We start from the raw sequence: 23,884 nt of genomic DNA on the forward strand, positions 1-23,884 counted from the left end.
TCCTCATGCCTGCACCAGTGGGCCGGGGTTCTTCAGGTAGCGTTCGCGGATCGCCCGCGCCGACCAGTAGGTCAACGCCGCCACCAGCCCGGTGGGGTTGTAGCCCAGGCCCTGGGGGAAGGCCGAGGCGCCGGGCACGAACACGTTGTGCACGTCCCAGCATTGCAGGTAGCGGTTGAGCGCGCTGGTCTTCGGGTCGGTGCCCATGATTGCGCCGCCATTGAGGTGAGTGGTCTGGTAGGTGGAGGCATCGAAGTGCTGGCCGAAGGCCTTTTTCCCCGCGCTGATCGCCTTGGGCCCCATGGCTTCGGCGATCTTGCCCATGCGCTCGACCATGAAGCGGTTCATCTTCACGTCGTTGTCCTTCCAGTCGAAGGTCATGCGCAGCAACGGCTGGCCGTAGGCGTCCTTGTACACCGGGTCCAGGTCCAGGTAGTTGTCGCGGTAGGACTGGTGCGCGCCGTGGGCGTCCATCGACAGCATGTGCCGGTAGCTGTCGGCCACCGCGGCCTTCCAGCCACTGCCCCATTTCGGCGTGCCCGGCGGCACCTTGGTGCCGGAGATCGGCTTGGCGCCCGCCTGGTTCACCCAGAACGGCGAGCCACCGACGAAACCGTGGGGGCCATGGTCGAAGTTGTCGGCGTTGAAATCGTCCACCGCCACACCGTTGCCGCCGGCACCGATGAAGGGGTTGGTGTGGTGGCTGTCGCGGTCGAAGAACGCGGTCACGGTGGAGATGTTCTGGTAGGCGAAGTTGCGCCCCACCACGCCTTGGTTGCTGACCGGATCGTAAGGCTTGCCGATGCCCGAGAGCAGCATCAGGCGCACGTTGTTGTACTGGAAGGCGCCGAGGATCACCAGGTCGGCCGGTTGCTCGACCTCGCGCCCCTGGCTGTCGACATAGGTCACGCCGGTGGCCAGGCGTTTATCCTCGGTCAGGTTGACCCGCAGCACATGGGCATTGTTGCGCAACTCGAAGTTCGGCACCTGGCGCAGGGCCGGCAGAATGTTCACGTTGGGCGAGGCCTTGGAGTACATGTAGCAGGCATAGCCGCTGCAGTAACCACAGAAGTTGCACGGTCCCATCTGCGCGCCGTACGGGTTGGTGTAAGGCCCGGAGGTGTTGGCCGACGGCAGGTTGTAGGGGTGATAGCCGACTTCACGGGCGGCCTTCTCGAACAGTTGCGCCGACACGGTGTTCTTCTGCGCCACCAGCGGGAAGTCGCTGGAGCGGTCGGCGGCGAACGGGTTGCCGCCCTTGTCGCGGCCCACCACCTGGCCCTTGATCGACCAGGCCGTGCCGGAGGTGCCGAACACCTTCTCGGCGAAATCGAAGTACGGCTCCAGCTCTTCGTAGCTCACGCCGAAGTCCTGGATGGTCATGCCTTCGGGGATGAAGGCCTTGCCGTAGCGCTCCTCGTAGTGGCTGCGCAGGCGCAGCTCCACCGGGTCGACGCGAAAATGCACGCCGGACCAGTGCAGCCCCGCCCCACCCGTGCCGGTGCCGGGCAGGAAGGCGCCGAACTGGCGATACGGCACGGCCACGTCGTTGACGCTGTGGCGCAGGGTCACGGTCTCGCGGGAGATGTCCATGAACAGCTTCTTGCGCGAGTTGTAGGTCAGCTCGTCCATGGTCTGCGGGTAGACGCCATCCGGGTAGGTGTCCCGGGCCGGGCCACGCTCCAAGGCGAGCACCTGCAGGCCGGCCTCTGTCAGCTCCTTGGCCATGATCGCCCCGGCCCAGCCGAACCCGACGATGACTACATCGACTTTTTTCATCTGGCTCATGCTTCAACCCCGCTCGCCGCTGATGGAGACCGGCGGGAACGGATAACGCTCGTCGCGCTCCACCCAGTCCATGAAATCGGCGCGAGCGCCTGGGAAGCCCACCAGCTTCCAGCCGACCAACCCCTGGTTGCCGCCGTGCAGCGGATCACTGAAAAAGCCTTCGCGGGTGTTGAGCCAGAGCATGTTGAAGAAGGTGGCCGCCGGCAACGAGGCAAATGTCACCGTACCGCCGTCCAGGGCCTCCAGTACCTGCTGCTGGCGCGCAAGATCGAGCTGGGCGAACGCCTTGCCGAACTGCGCCTTGCACCAGGCGTCGGTCTCGGCGATGCCCAGCCGGTAGATCTCCTGGGGGTTGAGCTTGAGCTGGTAGCCCAGCTCGCTGGGGGCGTCGGGGTGGAATGGCCCCTGCATGTACCACAGCCCGCCACTGCCGTAGCGGGTGTTGAGCTGGCGGTCGATGAACTCGGGCACGCCGGCATCGGCCGCGCCCGCGCCCAGGGCATCAGTGGGGATGAGCACGGCCACGGCGGCGCTGACGAAGGCCCACTCCTCCTGGGTGAAGAAGGTCGGCTGGTAGGCGCGCGCGGTGACCGGCCGGGCCGGTTCGGCGGCTGCCGGGGTGGCGCTGTCGGCGAGCACTGCACCGCCCAGTCCCGTGCTGGCGAGGGTCGCCACCGGGATCAGGGTCAGGGATTGGCGCAGGAACGCCCGGCGCGCCGGTTGCACGGAGGCGGGTTGGTCCTTGGACATGAGGATGTCTCTCTGTTGATCAGGTCATACGGGAATCGTCGCTCCTTTGGTGGGTGGGGCCAGGGCTGCGCAGCGGCCCCACTCCTCGAAATCACACAAGAGCTGTTGTTATCAGGCAAACGAAACGCTTGCCAGGTTCAACGCATACGCAACTCCCACGCCCTCGGGTTGACCAGGTTCGCCGGCCGCTCGCCGGCCAGCGCGGCCAGCAGGTTGTCCACCGCGCAGCGGGCCATGGCTTCGCGGGTCTCCAGCGTGGCCGAGCCGATATGCGGGGTGACCACCAGGTTGTCCAGTTGCAGCAGCGGCGAATCGGCCGCCAGCGGCTCCTGCACGAACACGTCCAGCCCGGCACCACGAATGCGCCGCTCGGCCAGGGCCTGGAGCAAAGCCGCCTCGTCCAGCACTCGGCCACGGGAGATGTTCACCAGGATCGCAGATGGCTTCATCAGCGCCAGCTGTGGCGCGCCGATCAGGTTCTCGGTCGCGGCGGTCAACGGCAGGCACAGGCAGACGAAATCGGACTCGGCCAGCAATGCCTCCAGGCTGCGATGCGCGGCGGCGAACCGCGCCTCCACTTCGGGCCGCGGCTGACGGGTGTGGTACAGCACGCGCATGCCGAAACCGGCATGCGCGCGTCGGGCCAGGGCCTCGCCGATACGGCCCATGCCGACGATGCCCAGGGTCTTGCCCTGCACGTCGCAGCCGAACTGCGCCGGCCCGATCCCGGCCCGCCAGTGGCCGGCGCGAATCCAGCCATCGAGCTCGACCACGCGCCGGGCACAGGCCAGGATCAGCGCGAAACCGGTGTCGGCGGTGGTTTCGGTGAGCACGTCGGGAGTGTTTGTCAGCAGCACCCCACGCTGATCCAGCGCCTCGATATCGTAGTTGTCCACGCCCACCGACACGCTGGAGATCACCTCCAGCTGCGGCGCCAGGTCGAGCAGCGCGCGGTCCAGGCGCAGGCTGGCGCCCAGCAGGCCATGGGCGCCCGGCAGCGCCGCGCGCAAGCGCACCAGGCCATCGGCGGCCGGCGCCTCGACCAGGGTCACCTCGGCCTGCGCGTGCAGGCGCGCCATCAGTTCATCGGACAGGCGTTTGTAGGCGACGATGCGCTTTTTCATGCTGAGGCTCCTATCGGCTCGGCGCCAGGCTTTGCCGGCGCGCCTGTTGCAAGGGGTTGAGGACGGCGGTGAGGGCCACGGCCAACAGCAGTGCACCGCACATGAACAGGTACGAAGCGCCGGGGCCGCCGGTGACACCATTGAGGTAGCCGACCAGGTACGAGCCCGAGAACGAGCCCAGCGCGCCCATGCTGTTGATCAGCGCCATGGCGCCCCCGGCGACGTTGGCCGGCAACAGTTCGGGAACGATCGCGAAAAACGGCCCGTAGGGCGCGTACATGCAGGCGCCGGCGATCACCAGCAAGGCGTATGACCACCAGAAGTGCTCGGTACCCAGGGCATAGGAGCCGTAGAACGCCAGCGCGGCGATCAGCAACGGCGGCCAGACGAAGCGCTTGCGCTTCTGCAGGCGGTCCGAGGCCCAAGACACCCCGAGCATGGCCAGCACCGCCCCCAGGTACGGCACCGCCGACAGCCAGCCGGCGGTGACGATGTCCAGCGCGGCGGCCTGCTTGAGGATCGACGGCAGCCAGAGGACGAAGCCATACACGCCGATGCTCCAGCAGAAGTACTGCAACGACAGGATGATCACCGTGGGCGAGCGGAATGCCTCGGCATAGTTCTTCACCGGTTTGATGCCCTGCTGCTCGGCGTCCAGCGCTTGGCGCAGCGCGGCCTTCTCCCGGGCATCGAGCCACTTGGCCTGCTCCGGTCGGTCATCGACCAGGCGCCACCATATGAACGCCCAGAGAATGGCCGGCGCGCCCTCGATGATGAACATCCAGCGCCAGTCGAACTGCTGCACCAGGTAGCCCGAGACCACCGACATCCACAGGATGGTCACCGGGTTGCCGAGGATCAGGAAGGTGTTGGCCCGCGAGCGCTCGGCGCGGGTGAACCAGTGACACAGGTAGATGAGCATGGCCGGCATCACCGCCGCCTCGACCACGCCCAGGAGAAAGCGGATGGCGATCAGCCAATAGACGTCGTGGACGATCCCGGTCAGCGTGGCCAGCCCGCCCCAGAGGATCAGGCTGGCGAAGATCAGCTTCTTCACGCTGCGCTTCTGCGCGTACAGGGCGCCGGGCACCTGGAAGAAGAAGTAGCCAAGGAAGAACAGCGCGCCGAGCAGCGACGACAGCGCCGGGGTGATCTTCAGGTCGTCGGCCATGCCCGAGGCCGCGGCGAAGCCGTAGTTGGCCCGGTCGAGGTAGGCCAGGCTGTAGGTGATGAAGACGATGGGCATGATGTACCACCAGCGTCTGGGTGCGAGTCGATCGATCTGCATGGGTGTTCTCCTGGTCTTGTTGTTCTTGTCACATCAGGTTGCGTACAGGCCGGCGCTTCAGCGTGCTTCGCGCTCAGGGCTTTCGTGGTGGTCCAGTTCATGACGTTGCGGCAGGCCTTCCATGTCGCCGCGGCTCTGCACCGCGCGGCTGCCGCACCAGTTGCCGCGGGCCACGGCGCGGCGCAGCGGCAAGCCTTCGAGCAAGGCGCTGATCACCCCGACGGCGAAGGCATCGCCCGCGCCCACGGTGTCCACTACCCGCGCGACCGGCTGGCCGGGCACCACGCCATGGGCACCCTGGGCATCGCGCCAGTAGGCGCCTTCGGCCCCCAGCTTGATCGCCACGTACTGCGCGCCCTGCTCTAGGTAGAACTCGGCGATGGCCTGCGGCGCCTGCCGGCCGGTGAGCAGGCGCCCCTCCTCCAGCCCTGGCAGCACCCAGTCGGCCTTGGCCGCCAGGGCGTTGACCTCGCGCACCATGGTCTGGCGGTCGGGCCACAGTGACGGACGCAGGTTGGGGTCGAAGGAAATGCTGCGGCCATTGGCTCGCATGCCGTCCAGCAACTGGTGACACAGTTCGCGGCAACTGCCTGAAAGCGCCGCCGGAATGCCCGTGGCATGCAGGTGCCGGGCCTGCAACAACGCCGGCCGCACCAGCGCGGGCGACAGCCGACTGGCCGCCGAGCCACGGCGGAAATACTCGACTTTCGGATCGCTGCCATCGTCGCAGCGCTCCTTGAGCTGGAACCCCGTGGGGTGCCCGGCATCGACCTCGACACTGGAACAGTCCAGGCCTTCGCGGCGCAGGCTGTCGAGCACGAAGGCACCGAGCGAGTCGTCACCGACCCGGCTCAGCCATTGCACCCGCAGGCCCAGGCGTGACAGGCCGATGGCCACGTTGCTGTCGGCACCGGCGATGCGTTTGCCAAAGCCCTCGACCTGGGCCAGGTCGCCCGGCTGCGCCGCCACGAACATGGCCATGGTTTCACCGAAGCACAGCACGTCATGCTCAGCCATGGCACACCTGCCCTTCCAGCTCGGCCAGTTGCGCGACCTGGCGCGCCGTCAGTGCCAGCAGGTCCTCGCCGGCCAGGGGGTACTCGATGGCACGCGGCAGGCCCGGGGCGAAATGCGTCATCAATTCGCGCCACTGGGCCAGGTCGAGGTCCTCGGGCACCACGGCTACCAGGCGCCCGTCGGCGCGGCGCGCCACCGCCTTGCAGTGCACGTAGCGCACCCAACGCCCCAGCAATTGCGCGGCCAGCAGCGGCGACTCGTCGTGCCAGTACCAGTTGCCGATGTCGAAGGTCATGCCCGGCGCCACGCCTTGCGCCTGGGCCTCGCGGAAAAACTTCACCAAGGTCGGCAGCCGCCCACCGTAGGGCGTCTGGTCGTTTTCCACGTACAGCGCCGTCTTGTGTTGCAACAGTGGCGCCAGCGCCGGCAAATCGCAGCCATCCTGGTAATGACCCAGCGACACCTTGAGCGCCACCGCGCCGATCTCGCTCGCCAGCTGCAGGCGCTGGGCAATCGCGGGCTCCAGGCTGCCGTCCTCGCGCCACAGTTCCAGTGGCGTGGAGTAGAGACTCTGCAGGCCATGCTCGGCGGCCAGGTTGGCCAGGGTAGCGGCATCAGGCGCAGCGTCGAACAGCTCCTCGCGCCATTCCACCCGCCGTGCCCCTGCCGCAGCGAGCAACGGCAGGTAGCTGGCCTGGCCCAACCGCCTCACGGCATCGGCACCGAAACTCGACAAGCTGATGGAGACAGTGTGCGTGCGCATCGTGGTAGTCCTTGTTCTTGTGGATGAAACCGGTTTCATTTTTTTCCGGCAACAACGGCGTCCGCGACGCCGTCAGTGTTGTGATCGGGTAGAGCCTCGCGCAATGAGCTGCGCGCGTAGATCCAGGCGCCGGGCCGGCAGTGGGCTGCCTTGCAGGCGCTCCAGCAGGCACTGAAACGCCGCCGCGCCGATGCACCCGGTGGGTTGCGCCAATGCGCTGATGCCGTCGCCCACCAGCGGGTACCAGTCCAGGTCGTCCAGCGCCAGCAGGCCCAGGTCCTGGAACAGCAGCCCGCCCCTGGCGTGCAGCACCCGCACCAGCTCCAGGGTGGCGACACCATTGCAACTGAACAGCGCCTGCGGGCCGTGCCCTGCCCCGCCGATGAACGCGCCCAGCTGCTCGGCGAGGCCCGGGCCTACCTCCAGGACCTGCCCGCGCAACCCACGACGCCGGGCGATGGAGGCCTGGAAGGCATCCACGCGCTCCTGCCGCGAGCTGGTGCCATCAAGTGGCTCGGTGACGGCGAGGATGTCGCGATAACCGTTGTGTTCAAGGTGATCCAGCGCCTGCTCGACGGCGTCGCTGTTGTCCAGGCCCACCAGATCGACCGACAGGCCCGCCAGTTGCCGGTCGACCAATACCATGGGCAGGTCGCGGACCAGGCTGGCCAGCTCCCCGGCGCGGTGGCCCAGGGTGTTGACGATCAGGCCGTCGACGTTGTACGCCTGCAGGGCCTGCAGCTGGCTGCGCTCCTGGGCGTCGTCACAGTCGGTGTTGCACACCACCAGGCTGTAGCCGTGCTGGCGACAGGCCGTCTCGACAGCGTGCATCACCGCCACGGAATAGGGGTTGCGGATATCCGCCAGGAGCATGCCGATCAGCCCGGTGCGGCCGCGTTTGAGGGCACTGGCCATGCGGTTGGGGCGATAGCCCAGACGCTCGACGACGGCTTCGATCCGCTGCGCGGTGGCCTCGGCGAGCAGTTGCCGATCCTCGCCCATATAGCGCGAGACGGTTGCCTTGGAGACGCCGGCCGCCTTCGCGACCTCGCTGATAGTGACCCGCCCGCGGACAGGAACTGCGTCTTTATCCACCCCTGAGCCCTTCTTGTAGGTGTTTGTGCAGGGTTGATGAAACCGGTTTCAATGAAATCAGGGATGATCCATGCCGTCAAGTGGCGGGCTTTGTGCCAAAGCAGGCGCATACACTGCCAAACCCTCCCTCCTGCCCTGTACCTCGGCCTTCGGAGCGGTATGGTGATACTTCGGACTTCGCTCGCCCTGCCCTGGAGATAGTCATGACCGCTCTGTTTCGTATCAGCCTGGTGCTAATGCTCGCCGGCATGGGGATGGGGGATATCGTGGTGGCCAGTGTCGGGCTGCTGGGCTTGTGCGCAGGCGCCGTGATGCTCAGCATTCGCCAGGATGCGGTTGCTCAGCCGGCAAGAGAATCGGAGTTCATTGCCTAGGCCTGTGCCCACATGAAAGAAGCTTCATGATTGCCGCAGAGCCCCTGCCTGCGGGCCAGAGCAATACCTGGCCAGTTTGGCGCGGGGCGCTGCGCCTTGAGCCTCACCGCCTGCCCGCGTAGCATCGCCGCCCCACCCGCCGCTCCCCTGTGCTCATGCCGCAACCCATTCCCCTCAAGGACCACGAAAAGGAAAAGCACCTGGTCAACCGCCGGCTACTGGCCTGCGCCCTGCTGGTGCTCGGCCTGGTGGCGGTACTGGTAGGCCGGCTCTACGTGCTCCAGGTGTTGCAGCACGACCAGCAGTCGGCGGTATCGGAAAACAACCGCGTGCACGTGCTGCCGATCCCGCCCGAACGCGGCCTGATCTACGATCGCAACGGTGTGGTACTGGCCGACAACAAGCCCAGCTTCAACCTGACCATGACCCGCGAGCGGGCCGGCGATTCGAAGAAGGTGCTCGACAACCTGGCGCAGGTCCTGGGGCTGTCCGAGGACGACCGCCAGCAGTTCGACAAGGACCTGCGCCGCGGCCGCAAGCCGTTCGAGCCGGTGACCCTGCTGGTCGGTCTGAGCGAGGAGCAGATCGCCCTGATCGCGGTCAACCAGTTCCGCCTGCCGGGGCTGGAGGTGGAGCCGCAATTCATTCGCGAGTACCCCTTGGCCGAACACTTCGCCCATTCGGTCGGCTACGTCGGACGCATCAACGAGAAGGAAGCCAAGAGCCTCGACAGCACCGCCTACCGCGGCACCCAGTCCATCGGCAAGACCGGCATCGAGCGTTTCTACGAGGAGCAGCTGCACGGCCAGGTGGGCTACGAGGAAGTCGAAACCAACGCCCAGGGCCGGGTGATGCGCGTGCTCAATCATCACGACCCGGTGCCCGGCAAGGACATCGTGCTGAGCCTCGACGCCCACCTGCAGCAAGCCGCCGAGAAGGCCCTGGGTGATCGGCGCGGCGCGGTGGTGGTGCTCGACCCGGCCAACGGCGACGTACTGGCGATGGTAAGCAACCCGGCGTTCGACCCCAACCTGTTCGTCAAGGGCATCAGCTTCAAGCAGTACGCCGCCCTGCGCGACTCCATCGACCGGCCGCTGTTCAACCGCGTGCTGCGTGGATTGTACGCCCCAGGCTCGACGGTCAAGCCCGAGGTGGCCATCGCCGGCCTCGACAGCGGCGTGATCACCCCCGGCAGCCGGGTATTCGACCCCGGCTACTACGAGTTGCCCAACTACGAGCACAAGTACCGCAACTGGAACCGCACGGGCGATGGCTGGGTGGACCTGTACAGCGCGATCATGCGCTCCAACGACACCTACTTCTACGACCTGGCGCACAAGCTGGGCATCGACCGCCTGCACGACTACATGGCCGAGTTCGGCCTCGGCCAGAAGGTCTCGCTGGACATGTTCGAGGAAGCCCCAGGGCTGATGCCGTCCCAGGCGTGGAAACGCGCCACCCGGCGCCAGGCCTGGTTCCCCGGCGAAACGCTGATTCTAGGCATTGGCCAGGGCTACATGCAGGTGACCCCGCTGCAGCTGGCCCAGGCCACCAGCCTGCTGGCCAGCAAGGGCGTGTGGCACCGCCCGCACCTGGCCCTGACCATCGGCGGCCAGGCGCCGGTCGACCCGCACCCGATGGCGGATATCGTGCTGCATGACAAGCATGCCTGGGACCAGGTCAGCCAGGGCATGCAGATGGTCATGCACGACCCGCGCGGCATCGCCCGCGCATCCGCCGCCGGCGCCCAGTACCGCATCGCCGGCAAGAGCGGCACCGCGCAAGTGGTGGCGATCAAGCAGGGTGAGCGCTACAACCGCGACAAGACCCTCGAGCGCCACCGCGACAATGCCCTGTTCGTCGGTTTTGCCCCGGCCGATCACCCGGCGCTGGTGGTGGCGGTGATGATCGAGAACGGCGAGGCCGGTGGCCGCGTAGCGGGACCGGTGGTGCGCGAGGTGATGGATGCCTACCTGCTGGATGAGCAGGGACATTTGAAAGACCGGTATGCCGGAGTGCAGCAGCCCAGGAACATCCCGCACAGCTAGGGTCGCGTTGCCTCAACCAGCGGCATTCGGCATCAGGTCATAGGGGTGTTTCCACCCTGGCATGTCCTGGATTCGCTGCTTCCAGGCTTCGATATGCCCGAACTCGGCAACCGCCAGGCCGGTGTCCTCGGGCATGTACACATAGCCCGCCAGGGACAGATCGGCGATGGTCAGTCGCCCACCCACCATGAACGGCGTCTTCGCCAGGTGCGCATCGACGATCTGGTACGCCGCCCTGGCCCGCTCGCGCAGAAAGCGGGTGACATCCGACTCGCCCATCTGCTTCAGGCAGTAGATGAAGCGCAACGCCGCGTAGTAGCTGGTGAACTTGTGGTTGTCGAACAGCATCCAGCGCCAGATCTCGCGCTTTTCGTGATCGTCACGCGGGCCGAACTGGCCGGTGCGCTCGGCCAGGTAGTCGAGGATCAGGGCCGATTGGGTAAGCTTCTCGCCGGCATGTTCCAGCACCGGCACCTCCCCTTGCTCGTTGACCGCGTCACGCCAGTCTTGCCCGCGGGTCTGGCCATGGAAGAAATCGACGAACACCGGCACCCAGTCCTGGCCGGTGAGTTGCAGCATCAGCGCGGCCTTGTAGGCATTTCCCGACTCGGCAAAGCAGTGGAGCGTATATTCGGCCATGGAGTACTCCTAGATTCCTTTAATTGGTGGCTGACGCAGGCTAAGAAGGTACGGCGATAAAAGGGCTAGTCAGCTTCAGGTAACACCCATTGGGAAAGTTATCACCCCTCATTGAGAATTGCAGCCTACCGCTTTTTTCATCCATCGAGACAGCTAGCCATCCGCATTCTTTCACACACGCAATCCTGAATGTCTTACCTGTCAATTCTGCTAGTTGCCAATCAGCCGCGACGAAGGCAAGGTCATATCGACACGTTCCCTTTAGGCGCGCTGATGAAAAAACCAGAAACCACCCGAGTCATGCGAGCAATGCTCGCTACTGATGCGCTAGGTTCGATCTTGTGCCATCAGACCGTGCAGGATATTCATAGGTTGGCGTACTCAGTTTATGGCTATGATCCAATCGCCGTCTTGCACTCCTCGCAGCTAGGCTTCAGTGGGCAAGCACGTGAGCCTAATGGCTTGTACTCGCTCGGCAATGGATACCGATTCTACAGCACCCTCCTGATGCGTTTTGTTTCACCCGATGACCTCAGCCCATTCTCCAGGGGAGGAATCAACACCTATGGATATTGCGAGGCCGACCCCGTAAACGCTTCAGACAAGACCGGACACTCAAGGACCCTTCTAATAGAACGGTTCAAGATAATAAAACGCCAACCACAAACCACCGTAGTACCTGTGGGGAAAAAAAAGTTCAAACTCCACACATGGCAGCCAAAAAGCACATTCAGCCATGAGGTTATCGAACTGCAATCAGCATTCGCGAATCAGGAAGCCCCAAGGTATTTAAAGAGCATCGACAGGCTTAACTTTGACAGAAACATGCAGCAAATTGCATCCTTGAAATTCGCGCTTTCATCAGAAATGCGTGTCGACATCCCCACAGTAGAAAGCACTATCAAGCATCTTGAGAGCATTAATGAGACCTACCTCGCAAGAGGAGCGGAGCTCTTGCGCCAGGCTGCTGACAGCGACGACCTAACTACCTACTTCAAGGGTGAGCCCAGGACGACTCCTGGCAGCAGTTGATTGCAGACGCTTTCTGCGTAGTAGCCTGCCTCTCGTTGTCATACCCGAGCCCACCGATTGAACTCTCATCCCACAGCAGGGTTCTTAACATCATGCAGTAACACCCTTGGGCATCACCTTTCCGGAGGACTCGCCATGCGCCACTTACTGCTCGTTCCCTCGCTGCTGCTCCTGCTCCCTGCCGGTGCCGCCCTGGCCCGCGTCGATGCCGGGGACGTCGCGACCTCGGCGGGGGTCTCCGCCTCGCTGTACTCGACCTTCAAGGACGACAAACGGATCATCCCGGCCCGCGACGAGCTGTCGGCCTTCGTCGCCAGCGGCGGTGCCATTCGCGGGGCCTATCTGGAAGCGGCGCTGGCCGAGGTGCGCCGGGCCAATCCGGGGCTGCAGGCCAGTGACGAAGAGCTGGCCCAAGCGTTGCTGTCGCAGGATGACAGGTTGGCGGATCACTGACGGACCAGGGCGACCTGGCGCCGCTTGCGCGGCGCCAATGGTCAGCCCGCCCGGTTGGTCACGCCGAACGGGATATGCACCGACGGCACCACCGTGCTGGTGCTCTTAAGGTGCCCGGACTGGTCATCGAAGAAGATGTGCGGCTTGAGCACCTGCAATACCCTGCGCTTCTCGATCCCACCCAGGAAGAACGCGTCGTTGGCCATCACCCCCCAACTTTTCAGGGTATTGAGCGCCCGCTCGTGTGAAGGCGCGTTGCGCGCGGTGACGATCGACACCCGCAGGCGGTTCTCGTAACTGGGATTGGCCAGCTTGTGCTGTTCCTCGGCCGCCTGGATGCGGGCAATGCGCACGAAGAACTCCTTGAGCGGGCCGGGATTGTGCGGCTGGGTGACATTGATCACTTCATGGGCGTGGAAACTGCCCAGGCCGCCCGACTGCATCACTGCCTCGGACTCATCGCCGGCCAGCACACCGTCGAAGTCGAAAGCTATGCGCAGATTGTCGTCGCTTTCATCGTCGTCGAACTTCGAATCCAGCACCTGCCCCGCCGGGTAGCCGGCCTTGATCGCGGCGTCCACGTGCTGCTTGTCGGCGGACAGGAACAACGCGATGTTCAACGCCGGGATGTACTCATACGGCGAACGGCCTTGGGTGAAGATTGCCCGGGTCATGTTCAGGCCGTAGTGACCGATGGTCTTCATCACCCGCATGCCGGTGTCCGGGTCGTTCTGCGACAGCAACACTACCTCCACCAGCGGGTCCTCTGGATCACCGCGCAGGTCATTAAGCGCCAGCAGGCGCTTGATGAAGGGATAGGCGATGCCCTTGCCCAGCGGCACGTCCAGGTGCTGCTCCTGGTACTTGCGGTATTGCGCCTCGCCGTCACGACGGAACACGGCGTCCGACTCGCTCAGGTCGAACACGGCGCTGGAAGCGACACCGATGACCAGGCGATCATCCAGTTCGAAGGCCATGGGGCATTCCTTGTGTGGGTAAATGTTGTGCGCGATGCCGTTCAGATTTCGCTGCGACCGTGCAGGCGCGAAGTCCAGTCCTCGACCTGGCGTTGCTCCAGGCGTTTTTCCAGGGTGCGACGCCAGTTCGGCACCAGCGGCAGTTCCAGGCATTCACGCAACAGGCCGGGCTCCAGCTGCTTGTCGAACAGCACCGCCGAAAGCCGCGCCACCGACCACTGGCCATAGGGCCGCTCGACCAGTTGCAGGGCATCGCCCGCCTGTACCTCGCCCTCCTCCAGCACCCGGTAGTACCAGCCGGTCCGTCCGCTCTGCTGCACCCGCAGCGCCATCTGCGCCACGTCGAAACGGTCGTTGAGCTTCCAGCACGGCATGCGCCCCTGGGAGACTTCCAGCAACACCGTGCCAACGCGGATACGGTCGCCCAGGCACACATCGGTCTCGCGCCAGCCGCTGCTGCTGAAGTTCTCGCCGAAGGCACCGGGCCGGGTCAGCAAGGGGTGTTCGCCGAGTTCAGCGACCCAGTCAGGGTAGTGATCGCGGGGATAATGGTGGATGGCCTTCTCAACGCCGCCGTGCACGCGCAGATCGCCCTGCTCGTCACCGACGATACCGAGCAAGGTCACCTGCAAGGGGCCCTGGCGGGGTTGCTTGTCGATGGCGCTGAGGGAACCTGGGCGGGTGAATGGCCGGGCGCTGCCGGTGAGCAGGCTGTCCAGGCGCGGACTGGGCGAGGTCATGCGGCGGGTCTCGTGAGAAGGACCGGGAGAGCTTACACCAGAGCCCATGAGAGGCCCAACCGGCCGATTGCCGGGGCTGGCCTCCAAGCCCGCTCCTGCTGGAGCGGACTTGTCTCCGAGAGGTCTCGACAGCGCCTACTTGCCCCGCGCCTTGTTGTAGATCGTCTTGGCACGGTCGGCCGAGGCCTGGCAAGTGGTCATGTCGCCTTTGGCCTGGGCGGCCTTGGCCTGCTCGAGCAGCTTGTGGTAATCGGCGGCCATGCCGCCATGCAAGGCCTGGCCATCGCTCTTGCTGATGTATTCCAGGTCCTTGATCTTGGCCTCGCAGTTGGTCGCCGGGCCTTCCTCGGCATGGGCGGCGAAGCTCAGTACGCAAGTGATCACTAGCAGTGTCATGGATTTCATGGAGTGTTCTCCTGGGAAACAACCTGACTGCCGGAATATCCGCCGGCCAGTTGGCCGACGCAGCACAGAGCATAGTCCGCCAAGGTCGCCGCCACAGGGCTTCAGCCCAACGGTAGACCCACCTCGGCCACCAGGAAGTCGATGAACACGCGGACGTTAAGCGGCATGTGCCGGGCCTGGGGATACACCAGCATGAACGGCCGCGACGTGCCGCCATATCCGGCCAGCACCTCCACCAGCTCGCCGCTGTCCAGGGCGTCCTGCACGGTGAACCGGTAGGCCTGCATCAGGCGGCCGCCGTGACGCACCAGGGTGGTGGTGGCGAGAAAGTCGCCCAGGCAGGTAAAGGCACCCTGGGCTTCCAGCTCGCCTGTCGCTGGCGCGACGGTGACGGTGCTGCGCCAGCGCGAACGTCGCTGAAACCATCACGGGGGAAAGGGTAATGTCTGTCAGTTCGCGTCACTGGGGCTGCTACGCAACCCATCGCCGGCAAGCCGGCTCCCACAGGTACAGCGCAGAGCTCACGAATTGCGCGCCCCCTGTGGGAGCCGGCTTGCCGGCGATGGGCCCCGGGTTTCAGCCGCGGCCCACCGATCGCGCCACACGGTCCACCGCGATACGCGTCTTTTCCACCAGTTCGTCCAGCTCGCCACGGCTGGCCACCAGGGCCGGGGCCATGATCATTCGCCCCAGGGTGGAGCGGATGATCACGCCTTCCTCGAAACCAAAGGTGCGGCACTGCCAGGCCAGGTCGTTCTCGTTGGCGAAGCGCTTGCGCGTGGCCTTGTCCTCGGCGAACTGTAAGGCTGCCACCAGGCCGGTGCCCTGTACTTCACCGATCAACGGGTGATCGGCGAACACCTCGCGCAGGATACGCTGCAGGTACGGGCCGGTGTCGTCCTTGACCCGGCGCACGATACCCTCGTCGCGCAGGGCCTTGAGGTTGGCGATGGCCACCGCCGCCGCCACCGGGTGGCCGGAATAGGTCAGGCCGTGGGCGAACACCCCGCCCCGCTCCACCAAAGCCTCGGCGATACGCTTGCTCAGCACCAAACCGCCCATGGGCACGTAGCCGCTGGTCAGGCCCTTGGCGATGGACAGGGTATCCGGCTCGAAGCCGAAGTGCTGGTGGGCGAACCATTCGCCGGTGCGGCCGAACCCACCGATAACCTCGTCGGCGCACAGCAGCACGTCGTACTGGCGGCAGATGCGCTGGATCTCCGGCCAGTAGCTCTCGGGCGGGAAAATCATGCCGCCGGCGCCCTGGAACGGCTCGGCGATGAAACCTGCGACATTCTCGGCGCCCAGTTCGAGGATCTTCTCTTCCAGTTGCAAGGCGCAACGGCGGCCGAATTCCGCCGGAGTCAGCTCGCCACCGGCGGCGAACCAGTACGGTTCATCGATATGCGCCACATCCGGGATCAACCCGCCCATCTCGTGCATGAACTTCATGCCGCCCAGCGCCGTGGCCGCCAGGGTCGAGCCGTGGTAGCCGTTCCAGCGGCCGATCATGATCTTCTTGCGCGGCTGGCCGACCACCTGCCAGTAGCGGCGCACGGTGCGGATCAGCACCTCGTTGGCCTCGGAGCCGGAGTTGGTGTAGATGGCGTGACTGTAGTGGCCGGGCAGCAGGCTGAACAGCAGCTCGGACAGCTCGATCACCGCCGGGTGGGTGGTGTGGAAGAACATGTTGTAGTACGGCAGCTGGTCCATCTGTGCGGCGGCGGCGGCGGTCAGGTCCTTACGGCCATAGCCGAGCTGGGTGCACCACAGGCCGGACATGCCGTCCAGGTAGCGGCGGCCGTCGTTGTCCCACAGGTACAGGCCCTCGCCGCGGGTGATGACCCGCGGTCCCTCGGCGTTGAGCGCCTTCTGGTCGAGGAAGGCGTGGATGTGGTGGGCGGCGTCGCCAGCCTGGTAGTCGCGGGTATCGCGTTTGCCGGTCGCCGGGATGATGGGTGCGTTCATTGTTGTTCTCCTCGGGTGAATGTCAGCGCAGCTGGATCCAGGTGGTCTTGAGCTGGGTGTACTTGTCGAACGAATGCAGCGAGAGGTCGCGGCCGAAACCGGACTGGCGCCCGCCGCCGAAGGGCACGGTCACGTCCAGGGCGTCGACGGTGTTGACCGACACTGTGCCGGCCCTGAGCCGCTTGGCCACGCGGTGGGCGCGGTTGAGATCGTCGCTCCACACCGACGCGGCCAGGCCATAGACGCTGTCGTTGGCCAGGGCGATGGCCTGCTCCTCGTCGTCGAAAGCGCTGACCGCCAGCACCGGGCCGAAGATTTCGTCGCGGGCCAGGGCCATGTCCTGGCGTACGTCGGTGAAGATCGTCGGCGTGATGAAGTTGCGCGAGCCATTCACGCTCAGGCGCTCGCCGCCGCAGCGCAGACGCGCGCCCTGCTCCCGGGCTTGGCCGATGGCGGCCTCGACTCGCGCGGTCTGCGTGGCATCGACGATGGCGCCGGCACGGCTGGCCGGGTCCAGCGGGTCGCCCGGCAGCCATTCGCGGGCCTGGCGCAGCAGACGCTCGACGAATTCGTCGTGGATCGAGCGCTGCACATACAGCCGCGAATTGGCCGAGCACACCTCGCCCTGGTTGAAGAAGATGCCGAACGCGGCCTTCTGCGCCGCCAGGTCGAGGTCGCGGCAGTCGTCGAACACTAGGTTCGGGCTTTTGCCGCCGCATTCGAGCCACACCTGCTTGAGGTTCGACTGCGCCGAATACTGCATGAAGTACTTGCCCACCTGGGTGGAGCCGGTGAACACCAGGCAGTCCACGTCCGGGTGCAGGCCCAAAGCCCGGCCAGCGGTTTCGCCCAGGCCCGGCACCACGCTGAGCACCCCTTCCGGCAACCCGGCCTCCAGGGCCAGCTCGGCCAGGCGCAGGGCCGAGAACGGCGACTGCTCGGCGGGCTTGAGCACCACGCTGTTGCCTGCGGCGAGCGCCGGGGCGACCTTCCAGGCGGCCATGTCCAAGGGGAAGTTCCACGGCACCACCGCGCCGACCACGCCCAACGCCTCGCGGCTGATCATCGCCACCGCGCTGGCGGCGGTCGGCGCGACCTGGTCATAGAGCTTGTCCAGCGCCTCGCCATACCAGGCGAACACCTGGGCCGCGCCGGGCACATCGATGCTGTAGGCGTCCATCACCGGCTTGCCCATGTTCAACGAGTCGAGCAGCGCCAGCTCCTCGCGGTGGGCCAGCATCAACTCGGCCAGGCGCAGCAGCACGCGCTTGCGCTCGGCCGGCGCCATGCGCGCCCAGGGTCCATGCTCGAAGGCACGGCGGGCGGCGCGCACCGCCTGGTCGATCTCGCTGTCGGCACAGGCGGCGACCTGGGCCAGGCACTGCTCGGTCGCCGGGTTGATGGCGGCGAAGGTGGCGCCGTCGCGGGCCACCACCGGGCGTCCGTCGATCAACGCGGTGGTGATGAAGCTTTGCCGCGCGGCGCGCTGCAGCCAATCGCTTTTCGTATGCACGCAGGTCTCCCCTCCGGCCACACGCGGGCCGGTGATTGTCGTTGTCTGGATGAGGTGAAGCGGTGGTCAGCGCCGTCGCAGGTAGCTTTCCAGCGGGTCCTTGCTCAAGCCTTCCTGGGCCTGGGCCAGCGAGGCGATGAACAGCGAGAACAGCTCGGCCTGGGTGGCGATATCGAGCTTGGCGTAGAGGTTCTTGCGGTGGGTCTTGACCGTGTCTTCGCTGATGCCCAGGCGCTCGGCCAGCGAACGCGTGGAATGGCCGCGCAGCAGGTACTGGGCAATATGGCACTCACGCTCGGTGAGCAAGGACGAGCCGAAGTTGTTCAGCGCGGCGTTGATCTGCCGCCCCAGCGCGCTTTCGAAGCGCCCGCCCAGGGCCTCGGCATCCAGCTGCCCCCAGTGGCGGCGCACCACCGCCACCACCCAGGCGGCGACGCACTTGAGCTCGGCCACCTGGCGACTGCCCAGGCGTCGGGTACTGCCCAGGGCCACTGCGATGGTCAGTTGGGCGTCCAGCGGCACCAGGTAGTTGAGTTCGTCCTCCAGGTGCGCGTGCTGGTAGAACGAGGTGTAGTACTCGCTGCGCTTGAAGTGGTCGGGGGCGACATCGCTCAGGCGATAGCAACCGGCGGGCACTCCGTCCATGCAGGCGCGGTAGAACGGGCACAACAGGTAGTAGCCTTCGAGGTACTTCTGCACGTTGCCCTCGGGCAGCCAGGGCCCCTCGTCGTCCTTGGCGAACAGCGCCGACGGCAGGCCCTTGCGCGGATACAGGAACACGGTGATGGCCTGGCACGCTGCCAGCTGGTTGAGCGCGGCGAACAGTGCCTCGACGAAGCCTGGGGTGCCGATGGCGTCGACCACACGGGCCATCTGCGCATACCAGTCGGGCGAATTCAGCTGGGCATTGCTCATTATTGTCTTCCCCGCCAGGGTGAGTGCTGGCCGGGATTGTTTCATGGGGGGACGGAGGCGGCTATCACCCTTCGGGGTGAGAGGCGAGCGTCGTTCAACCTGTAGCGACGCCATCGCGTGGCAAGCTCCGCTCCTACAGGTAACCGGTAGTTGCTACAGTGGCTGCCTCGACCAAGAGCGCGCGTGACGACAAAAATGCACGGCAGCCCTGCAGATTTGCCAATTGTGCAAGGTAAATTTGCATGACAGGATCGACCGATCCGCTCGCGCACTCCAGGACTTCACTTGGAAAATCAATAACAAAGCAGGGAGACCGCGATGACCGCGCACGCTCAATCCTCGGCAACGGATCAGGTACTGGCCGAGGTCCGCAACCACATTGGCCACCTCACCCTCAACCGTCCCGCCGGCCTCAATGCCCTGACCCTGGACATGGTGCGCAGCCTGCAGCATCACCTCGACCAATGGGCGCAGGATCCGCAGGTGCAGGCCGTGATGCTGCGTGGCGAGGGCCCCAAGGGTTTCTGCGCCGGCGGCGACATCCGCTCGCTGCACGACAGCTTCAAGGCCGGCGAAAAGCTGCACGAGGATTTCTTCGTCGAGGAGTATGCCCTGGACCTGTGCCTGCACCGCTACCGCAAGCCGGTGCTGGTATTGATGGACGGCTTCACCCTCGGCGGCGGCATGGGCCTGGCCCAGGGCTGCGACCTGCGCATCGTCACCGAGCGCAGCCGCCTGGGAATGCCGGAGGTGGGTATCGGCTACTTCCCGGACGTCGGCGGCAGCTACTTCCTGTCCCGCGTGCCCGGCGAGCTGGGCATCTACCTGGGTGTCAGCGGCACGCAAATCAAGGCCGCCGACGCCCTGTACTGCGGCCTCGCCGACTGGTACCTGGACAGCGCCAGGCTGGCCGCGCTGGATGACGGCCTGGACCGCCTGGTGTTCGGCGAGCACCCGCTCAAGGACCTGCAGGGCCTGCTGGCCAAGCTCGGCACCCAGGTGCTCGAAGACGCCCCGCTGGCGCGCCTGCGCCCGGTGATTGACCACTTCTTCGCCCTGCCCGACTTGCCCAGCATCATCGAACAGCTGCGCGCCGTGACCATCGGCGACAGCCACCCGTGGGCGCTGGAGACTGCCGCCCTGCTGGAAACCCGCTCGCCGCTGGCCATGGCCGTGACCCTGGAGCTGCTGCGCCGTGGCCGCCACCTGAGCCTGGAAGACTGTTTCGCCATGGAACTGCACATCGACCGCCAGTGGTTCGAGTACGGCGACATCATCGAGGGCGTGCGCGCCCTGATCATCGACAAGGACAAGCAGCCGCGCTGGAACCCGCCGACCCTGGGCGAACTCACCGCGCAGCGCGTCGACCAATTCTTCGAAGGCCTGTGAGCCCGGGAGTACACAGATGCAAGACCTGGAACTGAGCGAAGAACAGATCATGATCCGCGACATGGCGCGCGATTTCGCCCGCGGCGAGATCGCCCCCCATGCCCAAGCCTGGGAGAAAGCCGCCTGGATCGATGACGACGTGGTACGCAAGATGGGCGAGCTGGGCCTGCTCGGCATGGTGGTGCCGGAGGACTTCGGCGGCAGCTACACCGACTACGTCGCCTATGCCCTGGCAGTCGAGGAGATCGCCGCCGGCGACGGCGCCATCGGGGCGCTGATGAGCATCCACAACTCGGTGGGCTGTGGCCCGTTGCTGGCCTACGGCACGCCCGAACAACAGCAGGCCTGGCTGCCGCCACTGGCCAGCGGCGAGGTGATCGGCTGCTTCTGCCTGACCGAGCCCCAGGCCGGCTCCGAGGCCCACAACCTGCGCACCCGCGCCGAACTGGTCGATGGCCAGTGGGTGATCAATGGCGCCAAGCAGTTCGTCAGCAATGCCCGCCGCGCCAAGCTGGCCATCGTCTTCGCCGTGACCGACCCGGAGCTGGGCAAGAAAGGCCTCTCGGCGTTCCTGGTGCCCACCGACAACCCTGGGTTCAAGGTCGACCGCAGCGAACACAAGATGGGCATCCGCGCCTCCGACACCTGCGCGGTGACCCTGGACAACTGCCGCATCCCGGCCGCCAACCTGCTCGGCGAACGCGGCAAGGGCCTGGCCATCGCCCTGTCCAACCTCGAAGGCGGGCGCATCGGCATCGCCGCCCAGGCCCTGGGTATCGCCCGCGCAGCCTTCGAGGCGGCACTGACCTACTCCCGCGAGCGCATCCAGTTCGGCAAGCCGATCAACGAGCACCAGAGCATCGCCAACCTGCTGGCCGACATGCAGGTGCAGATCAACGCCAGCCGCCTGCTGATCCTGCACGCCGCGCGTCTGCGCAGCGCGGGCAAGCCTTGCCTGTCGGAGGCCTCCCAGGCCAAGCTGTTCGCCTCCGAGATGGCCGAGCGGGTCTGCTCGATGGCGATCCAGGTGCATGGCGGCTACGGCTACCTCGAAGACTACCCGGTGGAGAAGTACTATCGGGATGCGCGGATCACCCAGATATACGAGGGGTCCAGCGAGATCCAGCGCATGCTGATCGCCCGTGAACTGAAGCATTATCCGATCTGACGTACCCATCGTCGGTCAAGCCCGCTCCACGGTGGAGCAGGCTTGACCGACGATGAATGATTCAATCCATGAGATTTATTCGTCTCATATGATACAGTGATGGATCTTTCGTCTCTTTTCGCCTGCCCGACAGCCGAACCCCGACTGAGGTCCCTATACGCAGATCCCTCCAAGAAGAACGCCTGCTCAAGGCGCTGGCCCATGCCATTGTCGTCCATCCCCGCGCCACCTTGAAAGAGCTGGCGGAAACCGCCGGGGTCAGCAAGGCCACCCTGCACCGCTTCTGCGGCACCCGCGAAAATCTGGTGAACCTGCTCGAGGACCACGGCGAGCACGTACTCAACCAGGTCATCCAGGAAGCGGACCTGGAGCGCACCGAACCCTTGGTCGGCATTCGCCACCTGATCGCCGAACACCTCAAGCACCGCGAAATGCTGGTGTTCCTGATGTTCCAGTACCGCCCCGACACTCTGCTCAACAACGCCGAGGACTTGCGCTGGCAGGCCTACACCCAGGCCATGGACGCGTTCTTCCTGCGTGCCCAGCAACTGGGCGTGCTGCGCATCGACATCAGCGCGGCGGTGTTCACCGAAATGTTCATGACCATGATCTACGGCATGGTCGATGCCGAGCGCCGCGGCCGCGCCGCCAGCGCCAACACCGCGCAGACCTTGGAGCAGCTATTCCTCAATGGCGCGCGGGCCCAGGCCTGAAGCTGAGGGCGTCTACCGCCCCTGCTCGCCCGCCAGCGCCTCGATGCTGATCTCGCGCATCCTGAACTTCTGCACCTTGCCGGTCACCGTCATGGGGAATTCATCGACGAAGCGGAAATGGCGTGGCACCTTGAAATGCGCGATGCGCGCCCGCGCCCATTCACGCAGTTCTTCCTCGCCCAGGGCCTGCCCCGGGTGCAGGCGAATCCAGGCGACGATCTCCTCGCCATAGCGGCTGCAGGGGATGCCGATCACCTGCACGTCGGCCACCGCCGGGTGGGTGAAGAAGAACTCCTCCAGCTCCCGCGGATAGATGTTTTCGCCACCGCGGATGATCATGTCCTTGCTGCGCCCGACGATGCACACGTAGCCCTGTTCGTCCATCACCGCCAGGTCGCCGGTGTGCATCCAGCCCTCGGCGTCGATGCTCTCGGCGGTGGCCTTGGGGTTGTCCCAGTAGCCGAGCATCACACTGTAGCCGCGGGTGCACAGCTCGCCGATCTCGCCGCGTGCCAGGGTGGTGCCTACGCTGTCGATCACCTTGCTCTGCAGCCACGGCTGGGTGCGGCCAACACTGGTCACCCGGCGCTCCAGGTCGTCGGCGGCGCCGGTCTGCAACGACACCGGGCTGGTCTCGGTCATGCCGTAGGCGATCTGCACCTCGCCCATGTGCATTTCGTCGATCACCCGGCGCATCACCTCGATCGGGCAGGTGGCGCCAGCCATGATCCCGGTGCGCAGGCTGGACAGGTCGAATTCATGGCGACGCGGGTGGTCGAGTTCGGCGATGAACATGGTCGGCACGCCGTACAGGGCAGTGGCGCGTTCTTCGGCCACGGCCTGCAGGGTGAGCAGCGGATCGAAGGCGTCATTGGGGTAGATCAGGGTGCTGCCGTGGGTCATGCAGCCGAGGTTGGCCATGACCATGCCAAAGCAGTGGTACAGCGGCACCGGTACCACCAGCCGGTCATGCTCGGTCAATCCGAGGCTTTCACCGACCATGTAGCCGTTATTGAGGATGTTGTGGTGGCTGAGGGTCGCGCCCTTGGGAAACCCGGTAGTGCCGGAGGTGTACTGGATGTTGATCGGCGCGTGCTGGTGCAGGCTGGCCTGGCGCGTGGCGAGTTGCCCGGGGGCGGTTTCACCGGCACGGGCCTGCAACGCCGACCAGGCCAGCAAGCCACCAGGTGGCGTGGCCGCCAGGCTGATGACCCCGCGTAACGCTGGCAGGCGCGCGCTTTGCAGCTCGCCCGCTCGGCAGGCGCGAAGTTCGGGCACCAGATCCAGCAGCATGGCGTGGTAGTCAGAGGTCTTGAAGGCGTCGGCGCAGATCACCCACTGGCAGGCCGACTGGCCCAGGGCGTATTCCAGTTCGCTGCTGCGGTAGGCCGGGTTGATGTTGACCAGGATCGCACCGATCTTGGCGCTGGCGAACTGGGTGATGCACCATTCGGCGCAGTTGGGCGCCCAGATCCCTAAGCGGTCGCCGACCTGCACGCCCAGGGCCATCAGCGCGCGGGCGTGCTGGTTGACCGCATCGGCCAGCTGCCGCCAGGTGTAGCGCAACTGCTGATGGCGGACGATCAGCGCCTCGCGGTCGGGGAAGCGGGCGACGGTGGTGTCGAAGGCGTCGCCGATGCACAAGTTGAGCAAGGGAATGGCGTTGCTGCCTACGGTGTGGCTGGGCTGTGGCATGGGCTGTCTCGTGTCTTTGTTTTGCCTGAC

Annotated in this window: 22 protein-coding genes and 1 pseudogene; 7 read left to right on the top strand and 16 right to left on the bottom strand. The window is 65.6% G+C overall.

Features of this window, described 5'->3' with window-relative positions:
* Nucleotides 1-3: 3 nt before the first annotated feature.
* From LU688_RS15500 to LU688_RS15530, 7 genes are all read right to left on the bottom strand, one after another.
* Nucleotides 4-1,779, bottom strand: coding sequence for a GMC family oxidoreductase (locus LU688_RS15500; RefSeq protein ID WP_094012522.1), 1,776 nt, complete (start codon nucleotides 1,777-1,779; stop codon nucleotides 4-6).
* Between the two features lie 12 nt (nucleotides 1,780-1,791).
* Nucleotides 1,792-2,538: a gluconate 2-dehydrogenase subunit 3 family protein gene (locus LU688_RS15505; RefSeq protein ID WP_094012523.1), complete on the bottom strand. Its 747-nt coding sequence runs from the start codon at nucleotides 2,536-2,538 to the stop codon at nucleotides 1,792-1,794.
* A gap of 137 nt (nucleotides 2,539-2,675) precedes the next feature.
* A complete protein-coding gene (locus LU688_RS15510) occupies nucleotides 2,676-3,662 on the bottom strand; it encodes a 2-hydroxyacid dehydrogenase (RefSeq protein ID WP_038706247.1) in 987 nt (328 codons plus the stop codon).
* A gap of 10 nt (nucleotides 3,663-3,672) precedes the next feature.
* A complete protein-coding gene (locus tag LU688_RS15515; protein WP_038706248.1) occupies nucleotides 3,673-4,950 on the bottom strand; it encodes an MFS transporter in 1,278 nt (425 codons plus the stop codon).
* Between the two features lie 57 nt (nucleotides 4,951-5,007).
* Nucleotides 5,008-5,967 (bottom strand): sugar kinase, encoded by a 960-nt coding sequence (locus LU688_RS15520; protein ID WP_094012524.1) that lies wholly within the window; start codon nucleotides 5,965-5,967, stop codon nucleotides 5,008-5,010.
* Complete coding sequence (locus LU688_RS15525) at nucleotides 5,960-6,730, bottom strand: sugar phosphate isomerase/epimerase family protein (RefSeq protein ID WP_038706250.1); 771 nt, start codon at nucleotides 6,728-6,730, stop codon at nucleotides 5,960-5,962. Before LU688_RS15525 ends, LU688_RS15520 begins: the two co-directional genes overlap by 8 nt.
* Before the next feature lie 72 nt (nucleotides 6,731-6,802).
* On the bottom strand, nucleotides 6,803-7,825 hold the full coding sequence (locus LU688_RS15530; protein ID WP_160291217.1) for a LacI family DNA-binding transcriptional regulator: 1,023 nt from the start codon (nucleotides 7,823-7,825) through the stop codon (nucleotides 6,803-6,805).
* Nucleotides 7,826-8,028: 203 nt separating this feature from the next.
* Here LU688_RS15530 and LU688_RS15535 point away from each other — a divergent pair, with 203 nt between their 5' ends.
* Both LU688_RS15535 and mrdA read left to right on the top strand, forming a co-directional pair.
* Nucleotides 8,029-8,199, top strand: a complete 171-nt coding sequence (locus tag LU688_RS15535; protein WP_177410824.1) for a hypothetical protein — start codon at nucleotides 8,029-8,031, stop codon at nucleotides 8,197-8,199.
* Nucleotides 8,200-8,354: 155 nt separating this feature from the next.
* The gene (gene mrdA, locus LU688_RS15540) at nucleotides 8,355-10,247 is read left to right on the top strand and encodes a penicillin-binding protein 2 (protein WP_160291216.1); all 1,893 of its coding nucleotides are present in this window, start codon (nucleotides 8,355-8,357) and stop codon (nucleotides 10,245-10,247) included.
* Between the two features lie 12 nt (nucleotides 10,248-10,259).
* On the opposite strand, the gene LU688_RS15545 is transcribed toward mrdA, so the two are convergent.
* A complete protein-coding gene (locus LU688_RS15545; RefSeq protein ID WP_094012528.1) occupies nucleotides 10,260-10,886 on the bottom strand; it encodes a glutathione S-transferase family protein in 627 nt (208 codons plus the stop codon).
* A gap of 273 nt (nucleotides 10,887-11,159) precedes the next feature.
* On the opposite strand from LU688_RS15545, the gene LU688_RS28000 reads away from it, so the two are divergent.
* Together LU688_RS28000 and LU688_RS15555 are read left to right on the top strand one after the other, a co-directional pair.
* Complete coding sequence (locus LU688_RS28000) at nucleotides 11,160-11,918, top strand: RHS repeat-associated core domain-containing protein (protein ID WP_232888282.1); 759 nt, start codon at nucleotides 11,160-11,162, stop codon at nucleotides 11,916-11,918.
* A gap of 135 nt (nucleotides 11,919-12,053) precedes the next feature.
* Nucleotides 12,054-12,371, top strand: a complete 318-nt coding sequence (locus tag LU688_RS15555) for a DUF2388 domain-containing protein (protein WP_038706253.1) — start codon at nucleotides 12,054-12,056, stop codon at nucleotides 12,369-12,371.
* A 41-nt stretch (nucleotides 12,372-12,412) separates the two neighbouring features.
* On the opposite strand, the gene LU688_RS15560 is transcribed toward LU688_RS15555, so the two are convergent.
* The 7 genes and pseudogenes from LU688_RS15560 to LU688_RS15590 form a co-directional block, all read right to left on the bottom strand.
* Nucleotides 12,413-13,348 carry a 5'-nucleotidase gene (locus LU688_RS15560; protein ID WP_023631059.1) on the bottom strand — a complete coding sequence of 312 codons (936 nt, stop codon included), beginning with the start codon at nucleotides 13,346-13,348 and terminating at the stop codon, nucleotides 12,413-12,415.
* A 41-nt stretch (nucleotides 13,349-13,389) separates the two neighbouring features.
* Entirely contained in the window at nucleotides 13,390-14,088 is a 699-nt protein-coding gene (locus LU688_RS15565) for an MOSC domain-containing protein (RefSeq protein WP_160291214.1), read from the bottom strand.
* Nucleotides 14,089-14,223: 135 nt separating this feature from the next.
* Nucleotides 14,224-14,493 carry a PA2433 domain-containing protein gene (locus LU688_RS15570; protein ID WP_160291213.1) on the bottom strand — a complete coding sequence of 90 codons (270 nt, stop codon included), beginning with the start codon at nucleotides 14,491-14,493 and terminating at the stop codon, nucleotides 14,224-14,226.
* A gap of 101 nt (nucleotides 14,494-14,594) precedes the next feature.
* Nucleotides 14,595-14,894, bottom strand: a pseudogene (locus LU688_RS15575) (LysR substrate-binding domain-containing protein); the annotation flags it as partial.
* A gap of 175 nt (nucleotides 14,895-15,069) precedes the next feature.
* Nucleotides 15,070-16,461, bottom strand: coding sequence for an aspartate aminotransferase family protein (locus tag LU688_RS15580; protein ID WP_232888283.1), 1,392 nt, complete (start codon nucleotides 16,459-16,461; stop codon nucleotides 15,070-15,072).
* 22 nt (nucleotides 16,462-16,483) lie between these two features.
* Nucleotides 16,484-17,974 carry an aldehyde dehydrogenase gene (locus LU688_RS15585; RefSeq protein WP_160291211.1) on the bottom strand — a complete coding sequence of 497 codons (1,491 nt, stop codon included), beginning with the start codon at nucleotides 17,972-17,974 and terminating at the stop codon, nucleotides 16,484-16,486.
* Between the two features lie 66 nt (nucleotides 17,975-18,040).
* Complete coding sequence (locus LU688_RS15590) at nucleotides 18,041-18,889, bottom strand: helix-turn-helix transcriptional regulator (protein WP_038706257.1); 849 nt, start codon at nucleotides 18,887-18,889, stop codon at nucleotides 18,041-18,043.
* A gap of 318 nt (nucleotides 18,890-19,207) precedes the next feature.
* On the opposite strand from LU688_RS15590, the gene LU688_RS15595 reads away from it, so the two are divergent.
* The 3 genes from LU688_RS15595 (at nucleotide 19,208) to LU688_RS15605 (ending at nucleotide 22,159) form a co-directional block, all read left to right on the top strand.
* Nucleotides 19,208-20,278 (top strand): enoyl-CoA hydratase/isomerase family protein, encoded by a 1,071-nt coding sequence (locus tag LU688_RS15595; RefSeq protein WP_160291210.1) that lies wholly within the window; start codon nucleotides 19,208-19,210, stop codon nucleotides 20,276-20,278.
* Between the two features lie 16 nt (nucleotides 20,279-20,294).
* Nucleotides 20,295-21,446, top strand: coding sequence for an acyl-CoA dehydrogenase family protein (locus LU688_RS15600; RefSeq protein ID WP_038706259.1), 1,152 nt, complete (start codon nucleotides 20,295-20,297; stop codon nucleotides 21,444-21,446).
* A gap of 155 nt (nucleotides 21,447-21,601) precedes the next feature.
* Nucleotides 21,602-22,159 (top strand): TetR/AcrR family transcriptional regulator, encoded by a 558-nt coding sequence (locus tag LU688_RS15605; protein WP_094012537.1) that lies wholly within the window; start codon nucleotides 21,602-21,604, stop codon nucleotides 22,157-22,159.
* Nucleotides 22,160-22,171: 12 nt separating this feature from the next.
* Here the strand turns inward: LU688_RS15605 and LU688_RS15610 are convergent, their stop codons facing one another.
* Nucleotides 22,172-23,854: an AMP-binding protein gene (locus LU688_RS15610; protein ID WP_094012538.1), complete on the bottom strand. Its 1,683-nt coding sequence runs from the start codon at nucleotides 23,852-23,854 to the stop codon at nucleotides 22,172-22,174.
* Nucleotides 23,855-23,884 lie beyond the last annotated feature (30 nt).

It is taken from the genome of Pseudomonas soli, from assembly GCF_021283165.2.
Classification (GTDB): domain Bacteria; phylum Pseudomonadota; class Gammaproteobacteria; order Pseudomonadales; family Pseudomonadaceae; genus Aquipseudomonas; species Aquipseudomonas soli.

Coding starts and splice junctions, on each gene's coding strand:
- LU688_RS15500 (WP_094012522.1), bottom strand. CDS start 1,779: ATGAAAAAAGTCGATGTAGTCATCGTCGGGTTCGGCTGGGCCGGGGCG.
- LU688_RS15505 (WP_094012523.1), bottom strand. CDS start 2,538: ATGTCCAAGGACCAACCCGCCTCCGTGCAACCGGCGCGCCGGGCGTTC.
- LU688_RS15510 (WP_038706247.1), bottom strand. CDS start 3,662: ATGAAAAAGCGCATCGTCGCCTACAAACGCCTGTCCGATGAACTGATG.
- LU688_RS15515 (WP_038706248.1), bottom strand. CDS start 4,950: ATGCAGATCGATCGACTCGCACCCAGACGCTGGTGGTACATCATGCCC.
- LU688_RS15520 (WP_094012524.1), bottom strand. CDS start 5,967: ATGGCTGAGCATGACGTGCTGTGCTTCGGTGAAACCATGGCCATGTTC.
- LU688_RS15525 (WP_038706250.1), bottom strand. CDS start 6,730: ATGCGCACGCACACTGTCTCCATCAGCTTGTCGAGTTTCGGTGCCGAT.
- LU688_RS15535 (WP_177410824.1), top strand. CDS start 8,029: ATGACCGCTCTGTTTCGTATCAGCCTGGTGCTAATGCTCGCCGGCATG.
- mrdA (WP_160291216.1), top strand. CDS start 8,355: ATGCCGCAACCCATTCCCCTCAAGGACCACGAAAAGGAAAAGCACCTG.
- LU688_RS15545 (WP_094012528.1), bottom strand. CDS start 10,886: ATGGCCGAATATACGCTCCACTGCTTTGCCGAGTCGGGAAATGCCTAC.
- LU688_RS28000 (WP_232888282.1), top strand. CDS start 11,160: ATGAAAAAACCAGAAACCACCCGAGTCATGCGAGCAATGCTCGCTACT.
- LU688_RS15555 (WP_038706253.1), top strand. CDS start 12,054: ATGCGCCACTTACTGCTCGTTCCCTCGCTGCTGCTCCTGCTCCCTGCC.
- LU688_RS15560 (WP_023631059.1), bottom strand. CDS start 13,348: ATGGCCTTCGAACTGGATGATCGCCTGGTCATCGGTGTCGCTTCCAGC.
- LU688_RS15565 (WP_160291214.1), bottom strand. CDS start 14,088: ATGACCTCGCCCAGTCCGCGCCTGGACAGCCTGCTCACCGGCAGCGCC.
- LU688_RS15570 (WP_160291213.1), bottom strand. CDS start 14,493: ATGAAATCCATGACACTGCTAGTGATCACTTGCGTACTGAGCTTCGCC.
- LU688_RS15580 (WP_232888283.1), bottom strand. CDS start 16,461: ATGAACGCACCCATCATCCCGGCGACCGGCAAACGCGATACCCGCGAC.
- LU688_RS15590 (WP_038706257.1), bottom strand. CDS start 18,889: ATGAGCAATGCCCAGCTGAATTCGCCCGACTGGTATGCGCAGATGGCC.
- LU688_RS15595 (WP_160291210.1), top strand. CDS start 19,208: ATGACCGCGCACGCTCAATCCTCGGCAACGGATCAGGTACTGGCCGAG.
- LU688_RS15600 (WP_038706259.1), top strand. CDS start 20,295: ATGCAAGACCTGGAACTGAGCGAAGAACAGATCATGATCCGCGACATG.
- LU688_RS15610 (WP_094012538.1), bottom strand. CDS start 23,854: ATGCCACAGCCCAGCCACACCGTAGGCAGCAACGCCATTCCCTTGCTC.